This is a genomic window from Listeria weihenstephanensis, from assembly GCF_003534205.1.
GTDB lineage: Bacteria > Bacillota > Bacilli > Lactobacillales > Listeriaceae > Listeria_A > Listeria_A weihenstephanensis.
Genome location: NZ_CP011102.1, coordinates 3,057,696 through 3,073,055 on the forward strand (window position 1 = coordinate 3,057,696; position 15,360 = coordinate 3,073,055).

General features: G+C 41.4%; 17 protein-coding genes. 1 reads left to right on the top strand and 16 read right to left on the bottom strand.

Features of this window, described 5'->3' with window-relative positions:
- Positions 1-6: 6 nt before the first annotated feature.
- The 9 genes from chbG to UE46_RS14755 all read right to left on the bottom strand — a co-directional run bounded on the left by chbG (position 7) and on the right by UE46_RS14755 (position 9,353).
- Positions 7-747 carry a chitin disaccharide deacetylase gene (chbG, locus tag UE46_RS14715; protein ID WP_036060753.1) on the bottom strand — a complete coding sequence of 247 codons (741 nt, stop codon included), beginning with the start codon at positions 745-747 and terminating at the stop codon, positions 7-9.
- Between the two features lie 17 nt (positions 748-764).
- Entirely contained in the window at positions 765-1,625 is an 861-nt protein-coding gene (gene ispE, locus UE46_RS14720; RefSeq protein ID WP_118907831.1) for a 4-(cytidine 5'-diphospho)-2-C-methyl-D-erythritol kinase, read from the bottom strand.
- A 268-nt stretch (positions 1,626-1,893) separates the two neighbouring features.
- Positions 1,894-2,154 (bottom strand): biofilm formation stimulator Veg, encoded by a 261-nt coding sequence (veg, locus tag UE46_RS14725; protein ID WP_036060632.1) that lies wholly within the window; start codon positions 2,152-2,154, stop codon positions 1,894-1,896.
- Between the two features lie 124 nt (positions 2,155-2,278).
- Positions 2,279-3,163: a 16S rRNA (adenine(1518)-N(6)/adenine(1519)-N(6))-dimethyltransferase RsmA gene (gene rsmA, locus UE46_RS14730; RefSeq protein WP_036060633.1), complete on the bottom strand. Its 885-nt coding sequence runs from the start codon at positions 3,161-3,163 to the stop codon at positions 2,279-2,281.
- Positions 3,156-3,728 (bottom strand): ribonuclease M5, encoded by a 573-nt coding sequence (gene rnmV / locus UE46_RS14735; RefSeq protein WP_036060634.1) that lies wholly within the window; start codon positions 3,726-3,728, stop codon positions 3,156-3,158. The genes rsmA and rnmV overlap by 8 nt, the downstream gene beginning before the upstream one ends.
- A gap of 112 nt (positions 3,729-3,840) precedes the next feature.
- Positions 3,841-5,103 (bottom strand): G5 and 3D domain-containing protein, encoded by a 1,263-nt coding sequence (locus tag UE46_RS14740; protein WP_118907733.1) that lies wholly within the window; start codon positions 5,101-5,103, stop codon positions 3,841-3,843.
- 296 nt (positions 5,104-5,399) lie between these two features.
- Positions 5,400-6,167 carry a TatD family hydrolase gene (locus UE46_RS14745; protein ID WP_036060635.1) on the bottom strand — a complete coding sequence of 256 codons (768 nt, stop codon included), beginning with the start codon at positions 6,165-6,167 and terminating at the stop codon, positions 5,400-5,402.
- A gap of 189 nt (positions 6,168-6,356) precedes the next feature.
- Positions 6,357-8,351 (bottom strand): methionine--tRNA ligase, encoded by a 1,995-nt coding sequence (gene metG / locus UE46_RS14750; protein ID WP_118907734.1) that lies wholly within the window; start codon positions 8,349-8,351, stop codon positions 6,357-6,359.
- Positions 8,352-8,504: 153 nt separating this feature from the next.
- Positions 8,505-9,353 (bottom strand): GRP family sugar transporter, encoded by an 849-nt coding sequence (locus tag UE46_RS14755; protein WP_036060755.1) that lies wholly within the window; start codon positions 9,351-9,353, stop codon positions 8,505-8,507.
- A 219-nt stretch (positions 9,354-9,572) separates the two neighbouring features.
- On the opposite strand from UE46_RS14755, the gene UE46_RS14760 reads away from it, so the two are divergent.
- Positions 9,573-9,857 carry an AbrB/MazE/SpoVT family DNA-binding domain-containing protein gene (locus UE46_RS14760; RefSeq protein ID WP_036060638.1) on the top strand — a complete coding sequence of 95 codons (285 nt, stop codon included), beginning with the start codon at positions 9,573-9,575 and terminating at the stop codon, positions 9,855-9,857.
- Between the two features lie 611 nt (positions 9,858-10,468).
- Here UE46_RS14760 and UE46_RS14765 read toward each other — a convergent pair.
- The 7 genes from UE46_RS14765 to holB form a co-directional block, all read right to left on the bottom strand.
- On the bottom strand, positions 10,469-11,062 hold the full coding sequence (locus UE46_RS14765) for a nuclear transport factor 2 family protein (RefSeq protein ID WP_036060640.1): 594 nt from the start codon (positions 11,060-11,062) through the stop codon (positions 10,469-10,471).
- A gap of 91 nt (positions 11,063-11,153) precedes the next feature.
- Positions 11,154-12,035, bottom strand: a complete 882-nt coding sequence (gene rsmI, locus UE46_RS14770) for a 16S rRNA (cytidine(1402)-2'-O)-methyltransferase (RefSeq protein ID WP_036060642.1) — start codon at positions 12,033-12,035, stop codon at positions 11,154-11,156.
- A gap of 8 nt (positions 12,036-12,043) precedes the next feature.
- Positions 12,044-12,307, bottom strand: coding sequence for a GIY-YIG nuclease family protein (locus UE46_RS14775; protein WP_036060644.1), 264 nt, complete (start codon positions 12,305-12,307; stop codon positions 12,044-12,046).
- Positions 12,294-13,031 (bottom strand): tRNA1(Val) (adenine(37)-N6)-methyltransferase, encoded by a 738-nt coding sequence (locus tag UE46_RS14780; RefSeq protein WP_036060645.1) that lies wholly within the window; start codon positions 13,029-13,031, stop codon positions 12,294-12,296. The genes UE46_RS14775 and UE46_RS14780 overlap by 14 nt, the downstream gene beginning before the upstream one ends.
- Before the next feature lie 52 nt (positions 13,032-13,083).
- Complete coding sequence (yabA, locus tag UE46_RS14785; protein WP_036060647.1) at positions 13,084-13,473, bottom strand: DNA replication initiation control protein YabA; 390 nt, start codon at positions 13,471-13,473, stop codon at positions 13,084-13,086.
- A gap of 10 nt (positions 13,474-13,483) precedes the next feature.
- On the bottom strand, positions 13,484-14,314 hold the full coding sequence (locus tag UE46_RS14790; protein ID WP_036060649.1) for a PSP1 domain-containing protein: 831 nt from the start codon (positions 14,312-14,314) through the stop codon (positions 13,484-13,486).
- 5 nt (positions 14,315-14,319) lie between these two features.
- A complete protein-coding gene (gene holB / locus UE46_RS14795) occupies positions 14,320-15,312 on the bottom strand; it encodes a DNA polymerase III subunit delta' (RefSeq protein WP_036060651.1) in 993 nt (330 codons plus the stop codon).
- Between the last annotated feature and the right edge of the window lie 48 nt (positions 15,313-15,360).

Genomic DNA, 15,360 nt, shown 5'->3' on the forward strand with positions numbered 1-15,360 from the left:
ATCTACTTATTTCATAACGCTTTTAAAACTTACTGCTTCGGCACCGACTGATTCTAATGCGTCTAAAACCTCTTGTGAAGTCAAAAATGTTAGTTCTTTGATTCGATATTCTGTATACGAACTAAGCGATAGCAATGTTTCATCGATAAATGCTGGATGACACATGAATTCCATCGTCTTTGTATCATTTTCATATTTTTTAATCTCTTGTTTTACTACCTCAGCAGTAATTCCAGCCCCATAGAACTGGTCAGAAAAGCGATCCGTTGTTGGGATACCAATATAATCTGCATCGTGTACAGAGCGGCGCAAGCCAACATTATACTTCTTCGCTAATTTTTGCATCACGGGTAAAACGAGTGGTTCGATTAAATGATGGGTATCAAAATGCGAAATTGTAATTCCAGCTGCCATTATTTTTTCAATTTGTGCTGTGAATTCACGCTCCACTTCATCAAAGTCAAGCTTGTCCGCAGATGCTCTTAATACGTCCTGCGCTAAGAATTTCCCAGATGGCGCTGTCACACTTGGTACATCTTTTAAAATCGGACTACCAAACGTAAGCGTCAAATGCGCGCCAATATCAAGTCCTGGGTTTTCTTTTGCAACTTCAGCTCCTAGATCGAACGCTGGTGAGTTAGCGAGCATCGTCGTTGACCTCACAACACCATTTTTGTATGCATCCAGAATCCCGTAAACCACACCTTTAGATAAGCCAAAATCATCCGCATTAAAAATTACCTTCATTTTAATCGACTCCTTCATCATTTTTCTTCTTGCCAAGGTCTGACTAAATATACTTCCTCACAGAAGCCTCGCAAGCCGTTATAGACGCGTTTTGCTCGTGAGTATTGTTTTACAAGCGCAAAGACTGTTGGCCCACTACCGCTCATTAAGGCCGTGTCCGCGCCAAATTCCAGCATTTTTTCTTTGATACGTTTCACCTCAGGATGTTTAGCAAGCGTCACCGTTTCCAGTACGTTCCCGATATTATCGCAAATACCCTCAAAACTGTTATCTCGAATCGCTTGAACCATGCCAGCCGTATTAGGATGTTCGACTTCCCCAACTCGCAGATCACGGTAAACGCCTGGCGTCGAAACACTGATAGACGGCTTAGCTAGAACAATCCAGCAATTCGGCATCATAGGTAACGGTTCAATGATTTCACCACGTCCCGTCGCAAGTGCCGTTCCTCCGTATAGGCAAAATGGAATATCCGATCCCAGTTCCGCGCCGAGGTCCGCAAGTTCCGCAAGCGTCAGTTTCAAATCCCACAATTGGTTCAAACCTTTAAGCGCCGCCGCCGCATCACTGCTACCACCGGCCAGACCTGCTGCAACTGGAATGCTTTTATCCAGCGTCATCGCAACACCTTGTTTTATCTGAAACCGCTCTTTTAAAAGGGCTGCCGCCTGATAGACCAGATTACGTTTATCATCAGGAATGAAATGCGCCTTCACATCCAACTTAATGATATCCTTTTCCAGTAATACCAGCTGTAGCCGATCCGCCAAATCAATTGTTGTCATCACCATTTCAAGCTCATGATAGTTATCTTTTCTTTTATATAGCGCATCCAATGACAAATTAATCTTCGCAGGTGCCTTCACATTTATTTTCATCATTCCTACAGCCTTTCCTAGGGGAACCACTATCGTTCAACCATTTATTTTCTTACGTTCCCTATTCTCTCAATTCTTCTTTGTTTATTCTACCACACCACACCTAAAATATGTACCATGAACTTGTGTATACGCGGTGTAAATCGGTGGCAAGCGCTCGCTTGATTTATGTAACGCATGTTTACGTCCTACGCTAAAATGATAAAACAATTTTTTACATCAAAAAACCAGCCCCTTTATTTAAGGACTGGTCTTGAGATATCAGTGATTAAAGTGCTAATTCTTTACTTACATCATCTGTAAAGTCTAATTCTACAGTGTCTGTTAAAATGTCTGTATAACTATATGATACTCTTTCAAAATTGTTTTCGTCTTGATCTAATTCAACAACAAAAACAGCAGGATAAGTTTCAGCTAAAACACCACAACGCTCGATTGTTTTCTTGCGTCCGCCGTTAGCTTTCAAAGTTAGTCTTGTTCCAAGTCTGGATTCAAGATTTTGTTTGATGCTTGCAATAGTTTTTGACATTTTGTACCCCCACCTCACTAAATTCAAGTATAGCACAATTAGGCCAAAAAATCAACAACCAAATATTTTAACAGCGAAATGCCTCTGTGTCAACCACTAAGATCACTTTTTTATCATTTTTTCGCTATTTTCTCATGAAATCGTCAAGAAAATTACTTAAAGTCGCAAATTCTGGGATGCTAAGCGTCTCTCCGCGTCGTTTTACGTCAATGCCAACCGCGGCCAGCCCTGCTTCTAATTCCTCTTTTTGAGGCTTTAACTCAGGGAAACGATTCACGATATTATTCCATAGCGTCTTCCTTCTTTGTGCAAAAGAGGAACGCGTTACGTCAAAAAAGAATTCCTCATTATTCACTTGTGCCGGCGGTTCTGTACGGCGTTTTAAATGAATAATCGCAGAATCGACATTTGGTTGTGGCATGAAGACTGTTTTTGGTACGATGAAAGAGAGTTCCGCTTCCATGTAGTACTGAATCGCGATCGACAAGCTCCCGTAAGCCTTTGTGCTCGGTTTTGCTGAAATACGGTCAGCTACTTCTTTTTGCAGCATAAACGTCATGCTAGACACCGGTAAGTCCTCATGCAGCAATTGCAAAATAATCGGCGTTGTCACATAGTAAGGCAAGTTAGCAACGACCTTGACTGGCTCCGTGCGTCCCTCAAGCTTCTGTGCTATCATCGCCCCAACATCCACTTTCAAAATGTCTTCGTTCACGATTTCTACATTATCATAAGCAGCTAACGTCTCCGGCAAAATTTCCATCAAGCGCTGGTCAATCTCAAACGCCAACACACGTCTTGATGTCCGCGCCAAATGTTCCGTCAGCGCTCCAATACCAGGACCAATCTCAATGACATCCGTTTCCTTATTTAATTCCGCCGTTTCCGTGATGCGTCGCAAAATATTACTATCAATCAAAAAGTTCTGCCCCAAACTCTTCTTGAATAGAAAATCATATTTTTTCAATATTTCCTTCGTCTTGCCTGGTGTTGCGATATCTTTACTCATTCGTATCCTCCTGCATTATAATGCCCCAAGCGGCTTCAAATTGTTCCTTCGTAATGCCAAACATACGCAGTCGTGCTTGCAGCTGTTTGCCATTGGTATAGCCTATTTTAAGGATTTCTCCTAATCTTTGTCGTTTCGCTTTCGCTCCTGCTCCGCCCATTAAACCAAGCATAACAAGGTCTTCAAAGTCAATTTCACTTGCCTGCACACGATCATCACTCGTATGAAAATGTTGCAAAGCTTCTTGAATAACTTCTGGCGTGGCATGTTCTACACCAAGTCCACGGCCGTACTTTGGTAGCGCATCGCTTCTTTTGATAAAAGCATGATGGCATCCAGGCACCGCAGCATCGATTTGTTTTCTTATTTTTTCACCAGGAAAATCAGGATCCGTCAGAATGATAACCCCGCGTTTTTCTTTGGCATGGCGAATTTTTTCAATGGTCATTTCTGAAAGCGCGGAACCATTTGTCTCGATTGTGTCCGCTTTTACCGCTCGATTAATCGCTGTAGTATCATCGCGACCCTCGACAACAATGACTTCATGAATAACTAACTTCTCCATACAAAACGTCCCCTTCTCTTAATCAGTGTTTCTATCATACCATAAAACTGCCATTCGGACACAACAAAAAACGTAAGACACTAGGATCAGCATCTTACGTTTGGAAATTTTCTTAATCTAAAATAGTAACCGTAACTTGACGACGACCCCATGTGTAACATTGGCTTTCATTCGCAAAATATACGTCTACGATATTACCTTTAATCGCGCCACCAGTGTCTCCGGCAATTGCTTCACCGTAACCTGATACGTACACTCTAGAACCTAGAGGAATAACGCTTGGGTCTACTGCAACTACTTTTAGGCCTGGGTTAGCTGTTAGGTTGATTCCTGTTGCTGTTGTACCGCCACCTGAATAAGCTGTCGATTCCATCGTGAACGTTTTACCGCCTGATGATGGTTTACTGCTTACTTTAGATGCGCTACTGCTGTTTGAAGATGAAGATGTACTTGATGCTTTCGCTTTTTTAGGAGCTGCTGGAGCATTCTCGATTGCTGCCACAACTACGTCTTCTTTCGTACCACGAACAACAATCTTATCTTCTGGTTTAGTTGTTACTTGTTCTGTAAGGAGTTTGCGTTGTTTCTCTTTACCATTCTCGATAACAACATCATACTTGGCAACTTTTTCGCCAGCTTTTCCTGCTTGTACTACTTTTTCCTCGCCTTTTTTAAGAGAGGAATCTTCTTTTACTACTGTTTTGAAATCTACTTTTGATTTCTTTTCATCGGTTTTTTTGTCCACATATGTAACAACAACCGTCATATTTTCGGCAAGCTTAGCTGTTTTTGCAGGCTTCACTTGATCATGTGCGTTTAATTTGATATTTTTTTCTGCTAATAAATCTGCTACTGTATCTTTTGTTGACCACAATACTTCTTTCTTCGCTCCATTTTGAATAGCTAGAGCGACAGCACGGTCGATCTTAACTTCCATGTTCGCTGCAACTTTATCGTTCAATGAAACATTTAAAGCATCTTGTGGACGTGTCGTAATATTTTCATCTTTCAGTACTTCAGCAACCGTGTCTTTTGTTGTATATACTTTTGCTTCTTTACCTTCATCGTTAATTGTAAGTGTTTTAGCTGGAATGTAAGCAATCTTCATTCCGTCTTTTACAGCTGTATTTTCGGAATAAGACAATTCGTCATGTTTTCCAACTTTTACACCTTCGTCATTTAGTACTTCTCCAACTGTTTTTGCGTGCGTGCTAATTTCTGTAACCTCGCCTGCTTTTACAATTGTGATATCGTTTTTAGTTCCCTCGAAAACGAAATAAAAAACCAATGCTATGACAATAACAAACGCGCCAATCATTATTGGTAAACGCCATTTTGATTTCTGGCTTGCGTTACTGCTAGTTTCCATGGTCATGTATTTCTCCCCTTTCTAACTTCTGTTGTGATTATATACGCGGGACGAAAGAACTGTCAACGGATTTTCTTTTGAAGTTGTATAGACCAAAAAAAGCTTTACAAACGTTGATAGCAAGCGATTGTAAAGCCTTTTCATTACATTTTATTTCTAATGTTACAATTATATTTCGTCGAACTCAGTCTCTAGTCGTAGGCATAATATAGCGGGTTCTTAAAGATTTCTTAAATATTTTTTTATGCTTACTTAAGATTCCGTTACAAAGTTCATGTAATGTTACAGTATCATTACAAAAATCAGCTTAATTTGAACAGCTTATTTGCATTTTCTGTGGTGTGGCGGGCGATTTCCTCATATTTCAATTCTTTTAATTCTGCGAGCTTTTCGGCAACGAGCTTGACGTAACTAGGTTCATTTCTTTTGCCTCGATTTGGGTGCGGAGCAAGATATGGCGCGTCAGTTTCGATCAAGAACTTGTCTAACGGCACTGATTCTGCTGCAATTTTTGGTAATTTTGCGTTTTTAAAGGTCACGGTTCCGCCAAATGAGATGTAGAAATTCATCGCTAAACAGGCTTCCATTACTTCTACAGTTTCGCCAAAGCAATGCATAATCCCACCAACTTCTGCTGCGTTTTCTTCTTGTAAAATGCGGACAACATCCTCCGTTGCTTCGCGATTATGGATCACAATTGGAAGGTTCACTTCTTTGGCTAACCGGATTTGTTGACGAAAAACTTCAAACTGTGTTTCTTTAGGCGATGTATCCCAGTGATAATCCAGTCCCATTTCGCCGAGCGCTACCACTTTCGGATGTGATGCGAGTTCACGAAGCCATTCTAATTTTTCAGCCGTAAAAGTGATTGCGTCTGTCGGGTGCCATCCAACGATTAGGTAGACGAAATCATATTTATCGGCAAGTTCCAGCGCACGATTGATCGTCTCCTCGTTAAAACCAACAACCGCCATACGTGTGACATCATTTTCTTTTGCTCGTACAATAACTTCTTCTAGGTCATCATTAAAGGCATCATCGTTTAAGTGCACATGTGTATCAAAAAGCATTTTTATCCCTCATTTCTCTATTTTTAACTCGTCAAATTACGACTTTCTTCTATATAGAAGTATATTCCCAGTTTTATATTTTCTCAACTATTTTTATGGAGTTACTTATACTATAGAAGAAACTTGATTTTTGGCGCTTTCTACAAAAATGAGACCGTTATAAAAACCGCCTCATCTTGTAACTATCTATTATTTTACTTTTGCACCATTTGGTAAGGCGCTGCTTGCTTCGATTACTTGTAGTTTACCATCTTTTTCACCGGATAGGATCATGCCTTCGCTCATTAAACCGCGTAATTTCACTGGTTTCAAGTTCGAAACGACAATAACTTTTTTGCCGATTAAATCTTCTGGTTCATAGAATTCAGCAATACCAGACAGTACTTGGCGCAGTTTGCCTTCTCCTAGATCCAATTGGAAGCAGAGCAGTTTATCGGCTTTTTTGACTTTCTCGACTTGTTTTACTTCACCGACGCGAAGATCCACTTTGTCAAAGTCCTCGATGCCGATTTCTGGTGTTTCCAGTGCTACGACGGTTGGTTCTGGTTCGGGAGCAGGGGCAACTGTCGATTTCATTTGTTCTTGAATATACGTTACTTCTTCTTCTGCATCTAAACGCGGGAAGATTGGTGTTCCTTTCGCTACAACTTTTGTTCCTGCTGGAATTTTGCCGTAGCCTGTAATGGATGCCCAGTCTTTTAGTGAATCATCTGTAATGCCTAGCTGTGCAAAGATGCTTTCTGGAGATTGCGTCAAGAACGGTTGCAGCATAACGGCAATGATTCGTAGGTTTTCAGCTAAATGTGTCATAACACTTGCTAATTCGCCGCGTTTTTCTTCGTCTTTCGCAAGTACCCATGGCGCGGTTTCATCGATGTATTTATTCGTGCGACTCACAAATGTCCACAAATTCGAGAGGACAACGGAGAATTGCATTGTTTCCATATTGGTTTCGTATTCTTTTAGTACGTTGTCTTTAAAAGTTTCTAGTTCGCCATCAAAAGGCGTTACATTGCCTTCGTAAGCTGGAATTTCGCCATCAAAATATTTATTTATCATCGCAACGGTACGATTTAATAGGTTTCCTAGATCATTTGCCAGATCATAATTGACGCGATCTACGAAATCTTCTGGCGTGAATAAGCCGTCTGAGCCGAATGGTACTTCGCGCAATAAATAGTAACGTAATGCATCCAGGCCGTAGCGATCGATAAGCATATACGGGTCTACAACATTCCCTTTAGATTTGGACATTTTGCCGTCTTTCATTAAAATCCAACCGTGTCCAAAAATTTTCTTCGGTAATGGTAAATCTAGCGCCATCAAGATAATTGGCCAATAAATCGTGTGGAAACGGACGATTTCTTTTCCGATAATGTGCACATCTGCAGGCCAATATTTGTTAAACTTACTCGTATCATCAGAGCCATAACCAAGCGCCGTTATGTAGTTAGAAAGCGCGTCAATCCACACGTACACAACATGTTTCGCATCTCCTGGAACTTTAATACCCCAGTCAAAAGTAGTTCTTGAAACGGCTAAATCTTCTAGACCTGGCTTGATGAAATTATTGATCATTTCATTTTTTCGTGATTCTGGTAGGATGAATTCTGGGTTATCGTTGTAGTACGCAAGTAAACGATCGGCGTATTTACTCATCCGGAAGAAATACGATTCTTCTTTCACAAGTTCTACTTCATTGCCACTTGGTGCTTTCCCGCCAATTACTTTCCCATTTTCATCACGATATACTTCTTCTAATTGCGTTTCCGTAAAATATTCTTCATCAGAAACGGAATACCAACCTTCGTATTGACCGAGGTAAATATCACCTTGATCGAGCAATTGTTGAAAAATAGTCGCGACGCCATCTTTATGACGTGGTTCTGTTGTCCGAATGAAATCGGTATTTGTAATCTCAAGTTTTTTCCATAAATCTTGGAATCCAGCTGCGATATCATCTACATAGCTTTGCGGAGAGATCTTTTGTTCTTCTGCTTTTTGCTGTATTTTTTGACCGTGCTCATCTGTTCCTGTTAAATAAAAGACATCAAACCCGCGCAGGCGCTTGTATCTCGCCATCGCATCTCCAGCAACTGTTGTATATGCGTGTCCAATATGCGCTTTCCCACTTGGATAATAAATCGGAGTTGTAATATAAAATGTATTATTCTCTTTTGGCAATCTAATCCTCTCCCATTCTTCCGCCGAAATTTTTACGTTGTTAAATTCGCAATTACCTTCTATTATATCATTTTCTATCTAAAACGAAACACCGCCAGCCTTAAAAAGATAAAAAAATAAGCAGAACCTGTGTAGATTCTGCTCGTTTCTATTTTATTTCGTAAATCCAATCATAAATCCACCGGCGCTGACTAAAATAATACCGATAATTACGAGAATAAGTTCCCGTTTAGTCTTTTTCTCGCCTAGGAGTAAAATGCCGCCTAGTGTCGAGATGACAACACCCATTTGTGATAGCGAGAAACTGATTGCTACACCGATGACCGTGTTGGAAATAAGTAAGGCTAAGTTACCAATACTCCAAATGACGCCTGGAATAACGCTGAGCCATGTTTCTCTTGTGAAGTAATCGTGACGCTCTTTAAGTGAGAACACGAGCGCTGCAACGACCATACCCACAGCTTGCGGCAAGATCGCTTCCCAACCGCTGATATCGAAGGCTTTTAAAATAACGACGTAAGCCACGTAACCAAGTGATGAGATAATAAGCGCGAACATTCCTTGCTTCATATTGCTATTTTGCGATTTATGTTGTTGATAGGATGTCAGCGAAATACCCACAATGATAAAGGCGAGCGCTGAAAAACCTAATACTAATTTTGCGGTTGTTCCCCATTCTTGGAAAACGAAAACTCCGAATAGTGAGGTTCCTACGAGTTGCATCCCAGTTGATAGCGGCATTGCTTTCGAAACGCCGATATGTGTGAATGCTTTGAATTGATTCAGTTGTCCCACTGTCCAGAAAACACCTGAGACGAAACTAACTAATAATATAGTCATAGTAAACGCAGGTGTAGAATAAAAATACATCCCTATTGCAAAGATCAGCGCACCAAATGTTACGCCAAGCGTTTGTTGATGTGGTTTTCCTCCGATTTTTGAAACAACGAGTGGCATGATCCCCCACATCACTGCTGGAATGAGTGCAATTAATATTTCCATCCAAAAAACTCCTTTCGAATCCATATGCGCTACAACTGCCCTTAAAAACAATATTTGTAATTGCGCAACTTTTTCTTTATAAATAGCGTCCCAACTAGGTTTATACCCTTTTTTCAGAACAATAATCATTTTTTTTGTATTTATTGATATTTTCATCTAGCTTTTTTAGGAAATTCTTGGTATTATAGATAATAGACCAAAGAGTTAGGAGGTAAGAATATGAAATCTACAGGTATGGTAAGAAAAATTGACGAACTAGGACGTATCGTAATCCCAGTTGAAATTCGTCGTAACCTAGGCGTTGCTGTTAAAGATGCTTTAGAAATTTACATCAATGAAGATGAAATTATCCTAAAGAAATATACAGCTAGCAACCTTTGTGACATCACTGGTGAATTTTCCGATCAAAACAAGCAAGTTGTTGACGGTAAATTAACACTTAGCCGTGATGGAGCTGAGAAATTAGTAGCTGACATCCGTCGTCAATTCGGCGATGATATCTAAGACTACAACTAAAGAAAGTATCCTATTTGAAAGCGTGCTAGCCTCAAATAGGATGCTTTTTTGTTTGGGTTCTTACGAAGCGTACTTTGCTGAGTTAGAACCCAAATATAAGAGCGAACGTAGTGAGTTGTTAATCCTTTGTTGGCTTGAGCCTACTTATGGGTAAATCGGCGGCAAGCGTTCGCATTGTTGTGACTGTTCGAAATGAAATGAGTTACAATCTCAATATGCATGAGAGTGAAGCGAGCATGTAATCCATTATTATTCGGCGGACTTCCAGTTCTTCTACGCTACGCTTCGCATAACTTCTTACATGGTCGGGGAAACTACCCCCTCCCTGTTTTCAGTCATCACGTACACGAGTACGCTCCGCTTCCGGGTCCCACCGAATGGATGGAATGCAAACGCTTTCGCTCGATTTATTTAAAGCAGAATGTAGATGATACGCAAAAAGAATAAAGAATAAAGAATAAAGAATAAAAATCTAAAGACTTAAAGACTTAAAGACTTAAAGACTTAAAGACTTAAAGACTTAAAGACTTAAAGACTTAAAGACTTAAAGACTTAAAGACTTAAAGACTTAAAGACTTAAAGACTTAATAAATCTTAGTTTAGTTTTCTATCACCACGAATGAGGTTAATTTTGAGATTTTGGCGTCTGGTTTGTTGCTTTGGAAGGTGAAGATGTCGGAGAAGTAGACGTGTTTGCCTTTTTTATTTGTGACGGTTCCGTGGGCGGAGCCTTCTTTGCCGTGGCTTAGGAGCGACTGGACTTCGAGTATGCTGACTGCTTGGAGGTTTGCCACTAGTTCTGCGATGAATTTATCGCGGCCCTTGATTTCGAATTCGCCGGGTACTGTCCACACGAACGACTCTTCTAATACGCTTTCGAGTGCGGCTCTGTCACCTGATGCGGACGCTACAAGATAGTCTCGGATAATGCGTTTTTTTGGTGCGTTGTCGCAGTCGAAATCACAGAATACCGCGAATCCCACTCCTGATGAGGCGCTTTTTGTTGGATTTCCTGTAAATGTTAAACCATTCTCCGACAAGGCTTCCTTTAAAATCCGAATCGCTTTTGGTCCAACGCCGTGCAGTTTTAGCAGCGTTTTTTCGTCGTATTCGACTACTTGTTCGAGCGTATTTATGTCTAGAAGTTGCAACGCGTTTGTTGCTGGCTTACCGATATTGGGTAGTTTCGTCATTTGGGATTCCTCCTTTTTCTACTACTATTATTATAGCAAGGATAGACATTTTTTCACAAAAAAAGACCCGCGCGATGACGAGTCTTTTTCATTATAGTTCGTGATATGCTTGGTAAACTTCGCGTTTTGGTAGTTGACGGGTTTTCATGACTTGCTTGATGGCTTCTTTGGATGACACGGATTCTTCATCCATCACTTTTTCGACGTGCTCTTTGATTGGCATTGTCGCCCACCAAACTTCTTCGTCTTCGCTTGGAGCTTCTTGATTTCCTTCGACAATAACGCAAAATTCACCGCGAATTTCGGTTTCTTTCGCCCATTCTAGTGCTTCTTCCACCGTTCCTCGCAAAAACTCTTCGTATTTCTTCGTTAGCTCACGGCATAATACAATTTTGCGGGTGCTTCCGAGTACTTTGTTCATCGCTTTTAGAACCTCTTTTAAGCGGTGTGGGGATTCGTAAATGATCCACGTTTCTTCATGACGATTTAGCGCGTTTAGAGCCGTCTCGCGGTCTTTATTGCCTCTTGGGAGAAAACCGTAAAAATAAAATGGTTGTGGCGCAAGGCCGGACGCGATCAGGGCTGTTAGGGCTGCGTTTGCGCCTGGTAGTGGCACGACGGTGATTCCGGCTTCAATTGCCGCGCCGACTAGTTCGTAGCCTGGATCGGATATCGAGGGCATTCCTGCGTCACTCACGACGGCGATCGTTGTTCCTGACTGTAATTTTTCGATGAGCTCGTCTTGGCGGTTGATTTTATTATGTTCGTGATAGCTCACCATTTTTGTATGTATCTCGAAATGATTTAGTAGCTTGATCGTGTTCCGCGTGTCTTCCGCTGCGATTAAATCCACTTCTTTCAAAATCCGAACTGCTCGCATCGTGATGTCTTCTAGATTACCGATCGGTGTTGGAACTAAGTATAGGATCCCTTTTGCATCAATTGTTTCGGCAAAACTTTTCTGGCTTTTCATATGGTATTTCACTCCTTATTTTTTTCTAGGTAGGTATCTTTTTCTTTGCGTACTAATTTTTTAAAGGCTGATTCGGCTTTGGTCGCCTCGGATCTGGTTTCGAAACATTCGGAATGGATCACTCGGACTGGACGCCTATTTCGTGTATATTTACAGCGGATTCCAGCGTTATGTTCGGCTTCCCGGCGCGTAACATCTGTTGTGTAACCGCCATAATAGGAGCCATCTTTGCACTCTAATACATAAAAATAATGCGTTTCACTCTTTGCCATAAAGTAACTCCCTCACTTGGGCTGTGTATTCGCCAACCGCGTCGTGTACAATGATTGGCGGTAAGTATTTCACGCCTGGTTTCGCACCTTTTATTCCTTCAATCAAAATCGTGTTTGCTTCTCGTTCGACACGCGGATGCACAAATTGGATTCGTTTTGGTTCAAGGCCGTATTCACGCATGATATCAATAATTTCAAGTAAACGTTCTGGACGGTGAACAAAGCTCGCCTTTCCGCCTTGTTTGAGCAAATCTGCTGCGACTTGAATCGTATCGCGCAATGTGCAATGGACCTCATGACGCGCGATTCGCAAGTGCTCATTTTCATTTTTAATACTGGTCGATTCTAGCGCAAAATAGGGCGGGTTGCAGGTGACAAAGCTGTTTTTTCCTTTTCCAAGTATCGGCACAATATCGCGCAAATCTTGTTGCATAATTTCAATCTGATCTGTAAGCTCGTTGTACGAAACGCTGCGTCGTGCCATATCTGCAAGTCGTTCTTGAATCTCGACACCGATGATTGGTACTTTTGTTCGCGGACTAATCAAAAGCGGAATAATGCCGTTACCGCTACACAGATCGATGACACGCCCTTTTTGGTATGGAATATAGCTGAATCTAGCGAGCAAAACTGCATCTAACGAAAAGGAAAACACCGTTGGGCTTTGGATAATCCGCAAATTCTCCGCTAATAAATGATCTAACCTCTCGTCTCCGACTAACATAAAAATCTCTCCTTAAAAAAAGGCCCTCTCTTGTAGAAGAGAAAGCCGCGTTTTACTTCTTATTTAATAACGACATGCAGAAAAGGCAATCTTCATCGTTTCCGCGCGGGCTTCCAAAATGCACGTTACAAATATGGAAACCTTCTTTATACAGTTTGACTAGATTATCATAACCTTCTCCGACTTCGATCATTTGACGCATCGCTTCTTTTCGGGCCGGTGCCATAGCTCCCAGCGCTTTCTCAGCTGGAATCTGGCTGACGTGTTGCTTTCCATCAAGCTCTTCTAACCGACGACGCAAATGCTCATTTTCTAAATTCAGGCGGTTATTTTCTTCTAGCATGTCGCCTAGGTTCTGCTTCAAATCACCAAGTTGTTGGTATAACTCGCCAATCTGCTCTTCCATATTACTGACGGAATCAAAAAGTGCTTTTTTGTCCATAGTTTTCACCTCAAGACTTCGCCGGTTCTTTTGAAAAGGCATTAAATGGACGTAATTCTTCTAATGCATATTCAATGACCGCGTCTTGATCTGGTAATCTAACTTGCATAATTCGGCCGAGTAAGTTGATGCCTACAACGCGTGCTTTACCATCAGGGGTGACAACGTGTTGACCAACATCAGGCATCTCTTTTTTCGCCGTTTCATATTCATCATTCTCATATTTCAAACAACACATTAAACGACCGCAAAGTCCGGAAATCTTCGTCGGATTAAGCGATAGGTTCTGATCTTTTGCCATCTTGATGGAAACTGGTTCAAAATCACCTAAAAACGTGGAACAGCAGAGCATACGGCCACATGGACCAATTCCACCTAGCAATTTCGCTTCATCACGTACTCCGATTTGGCGTAATTCGATCCGCGTACGGAAAATAGCTGCTAAATCCTTCACTAGTTCACGAAAATCGACGCGACCTTCTGCGGTGAAATAGAAAATAATTTTATTGCGATCAAATGTATAATCAACGTCTACCAGATTCATCTCGATTTTGTGTTCGTGAATCTTCTCATCGCATAGTAAAAACGCTCGCTCACAGGAAGCTGCATTTTCTGCGACACATTTATAATCAGCGTCGGTTGCAACGCGTAATACTCGTTTTAAAGGCATAACAACGTCTTCATCATCGACTTCTCGTGGTCCAATAACAGCTTTCCCAAACTCTATTCCCTGTGCATTTTCGACGATAACGCCTTGTCCCTCTATAATCTTGAGTTTCTCGGGCGAAAAATAATATATTTTACCGGCTTCCTTGAAACGGACGCCTACAACTTTTGGCAATTGGACTACCTCCCTTGAATTTTGAGTACGAGTTGCTCCATTAATAACTGGGTGTTCATATTGGAATCGAGTTTGCGCTTTGCTTCTAATATGATTTCCATTTCAGCAGTCGTGTCGGTTAGTGACTTGCGTAATATTCCTTGTTTTAACATCGCTTCTTGCTCCATGCAGATCGGTTGGTACTCATCATTTAGTGATAAGTGCAGGCGATCGCGATATAGGAGTAGCAACATTTCTAAGCCTAAGTGCAACTGTGTTTTATCTTTAAATATCGGCATCCACGACTCGTGAATTAGTAAAATCGGATCGACGCCTTGGTGGTGTAACCCTTCGTATAGCTTGATTGTCACGTTGCGCGCCTCGGCAAACCACTCGTCTTCATTCCATGCAAGTGCTTGTTCGGCATTTCCAGCGAGACTTGCCAACACACGTGCTTTTTGTTCTAAAATTCCTTGCGCAACTAAGTCTACTACAAATGCTTCAAACGGCAAAGCTCGGAAGCTCACTGGTTGAAGTCTAGACTGAATTGTCGGCAAAATTTGCTGTGGATTTGCGGTCAGAAAAAGAATCAACATCCCGCCATCTGGTTCTTCTATAAATTTAAGCAAAGAATTGGCAGATTGAACCGTCATCTTGTCTGCGCTATCGATAATCAGAACTTTACGATCTGACTCCATACCACGCTTAGAAAGTTCCTGCTTTAATTCTCGTACTTGATCAATTTTGATACTGTTGCCATCTGGTTCTAGCCAATGAACATCGGGGTGGTTATCGCTATCGATTCGCAGGCAGTTATTACAAGTTCCGCAAGCCATTTCATCATCACTTTTTTCTAAGCAAAAGCGGGTCTGAGCAAGCCATTTAGCAGTGCGCTTCTTACCAGTTCCACGCGCGCCTTCTAGTAAATAACCATGTGCCAAGCGGTCCATTTGAATGCTTTTTATGAATAATTGCATAGCGATCGGTTGCATCGATAATAGATCTGCTTGTCGTCCCACGAAAAACCCCTCCAATCATTTCTCTACATTATAACATGACGGGCAAGG

Coding starts and splice junctions, on each gene's coding strand:
- yabA (WP_036060647.1), bottom strand. CDS start 13,473: ATGGACAAAAAAGCACTTTTTGATTCCGTCAGTAATATGGAAGAGCAG.
- rsmI (WP_036060642.1), bottom strand. CDS start 12,035: ATGAAAAGCCAGAAAAGTTTTGCCGAAACAATTGATGCAAAAGGGATC.
- UE46_RS14775 (WP_036060644.1), bottom strand. CDS start 12,307: ATGGCAAAGAGTGAAACGCATTATTTTTATGTATTAGAGTGCAAAGAT.
- rnmV (WP_036060634.1), bottom strand. CDS start 3,728: ATGGAGAAGTTAGTTATTCATGAAGTCATTGTTGTCGAGGGTCGCGAT.
- UE46_RS14765 (WP_036060640.1), bottom strand. CDS start 11,062: ATGACGAAACTACCCAATATCGGTAAGCCAGCAACAAACGCGTTGCAA.
- UE46_RS14740 (WP_118907733.1), bottom strand. CDS start 5,103: ATGACCATGGAAACTAGCAGTAACGCAAGCCAGAAATCAAAATGGCGT.
- UE46_RS14760 (WP_036060638.1), top strand. CDS start 9,573: ATGAAATCTACAGGTATGGTAAGAAAAATTGACGAACTAGGACGTATC.
- UE46_RS14755 (WP_036060755.1), bottom strand. CDS start 9,353: ATGGAAATATTAATTGCACTCATTCCAGCAGTGATGTGGGGGATCATG.
- ispE (WP_118907831.1), bottom strand. CDS start 1,625: ATGAAAATAAATGTGAAGGCACCTGCGAAGATTAATTTGTCATTGGAT.
- UE46_RS14745 (WP_036060635.1), bottom strand. CDS start 6,167: ATGCTTTTTGATACACATGTGCACTTAAACGATGATGCCTTTAATGAT.
- rsmA (WP_036060633.1), bottom strand. CDS start 3,163: ATGAGTAAAGATATCGCAACACCAGGCAAGACGAAGGAAATATTGAAA.
- veg (WP_036060632.1), bottom strand. CDS start 2,154: ATGTCAAAAACTATTGCAAGCATCAAACAAAATCTTGAATCCAGACTT.
- UE46_RS14780 (WP_036060645.1), bottom strand. CDS start 13,031: ATGTTAGTCGGAGACGAGAGGTTAGATCATTTATTAGCGGAGAATTTG.
- chbG (WP_036060753.1), bottom strand. CDS start 747: ATGAAGGTAATTTTTAATGCGGATGATTTTGGCTTATCTAAAGGTGTG.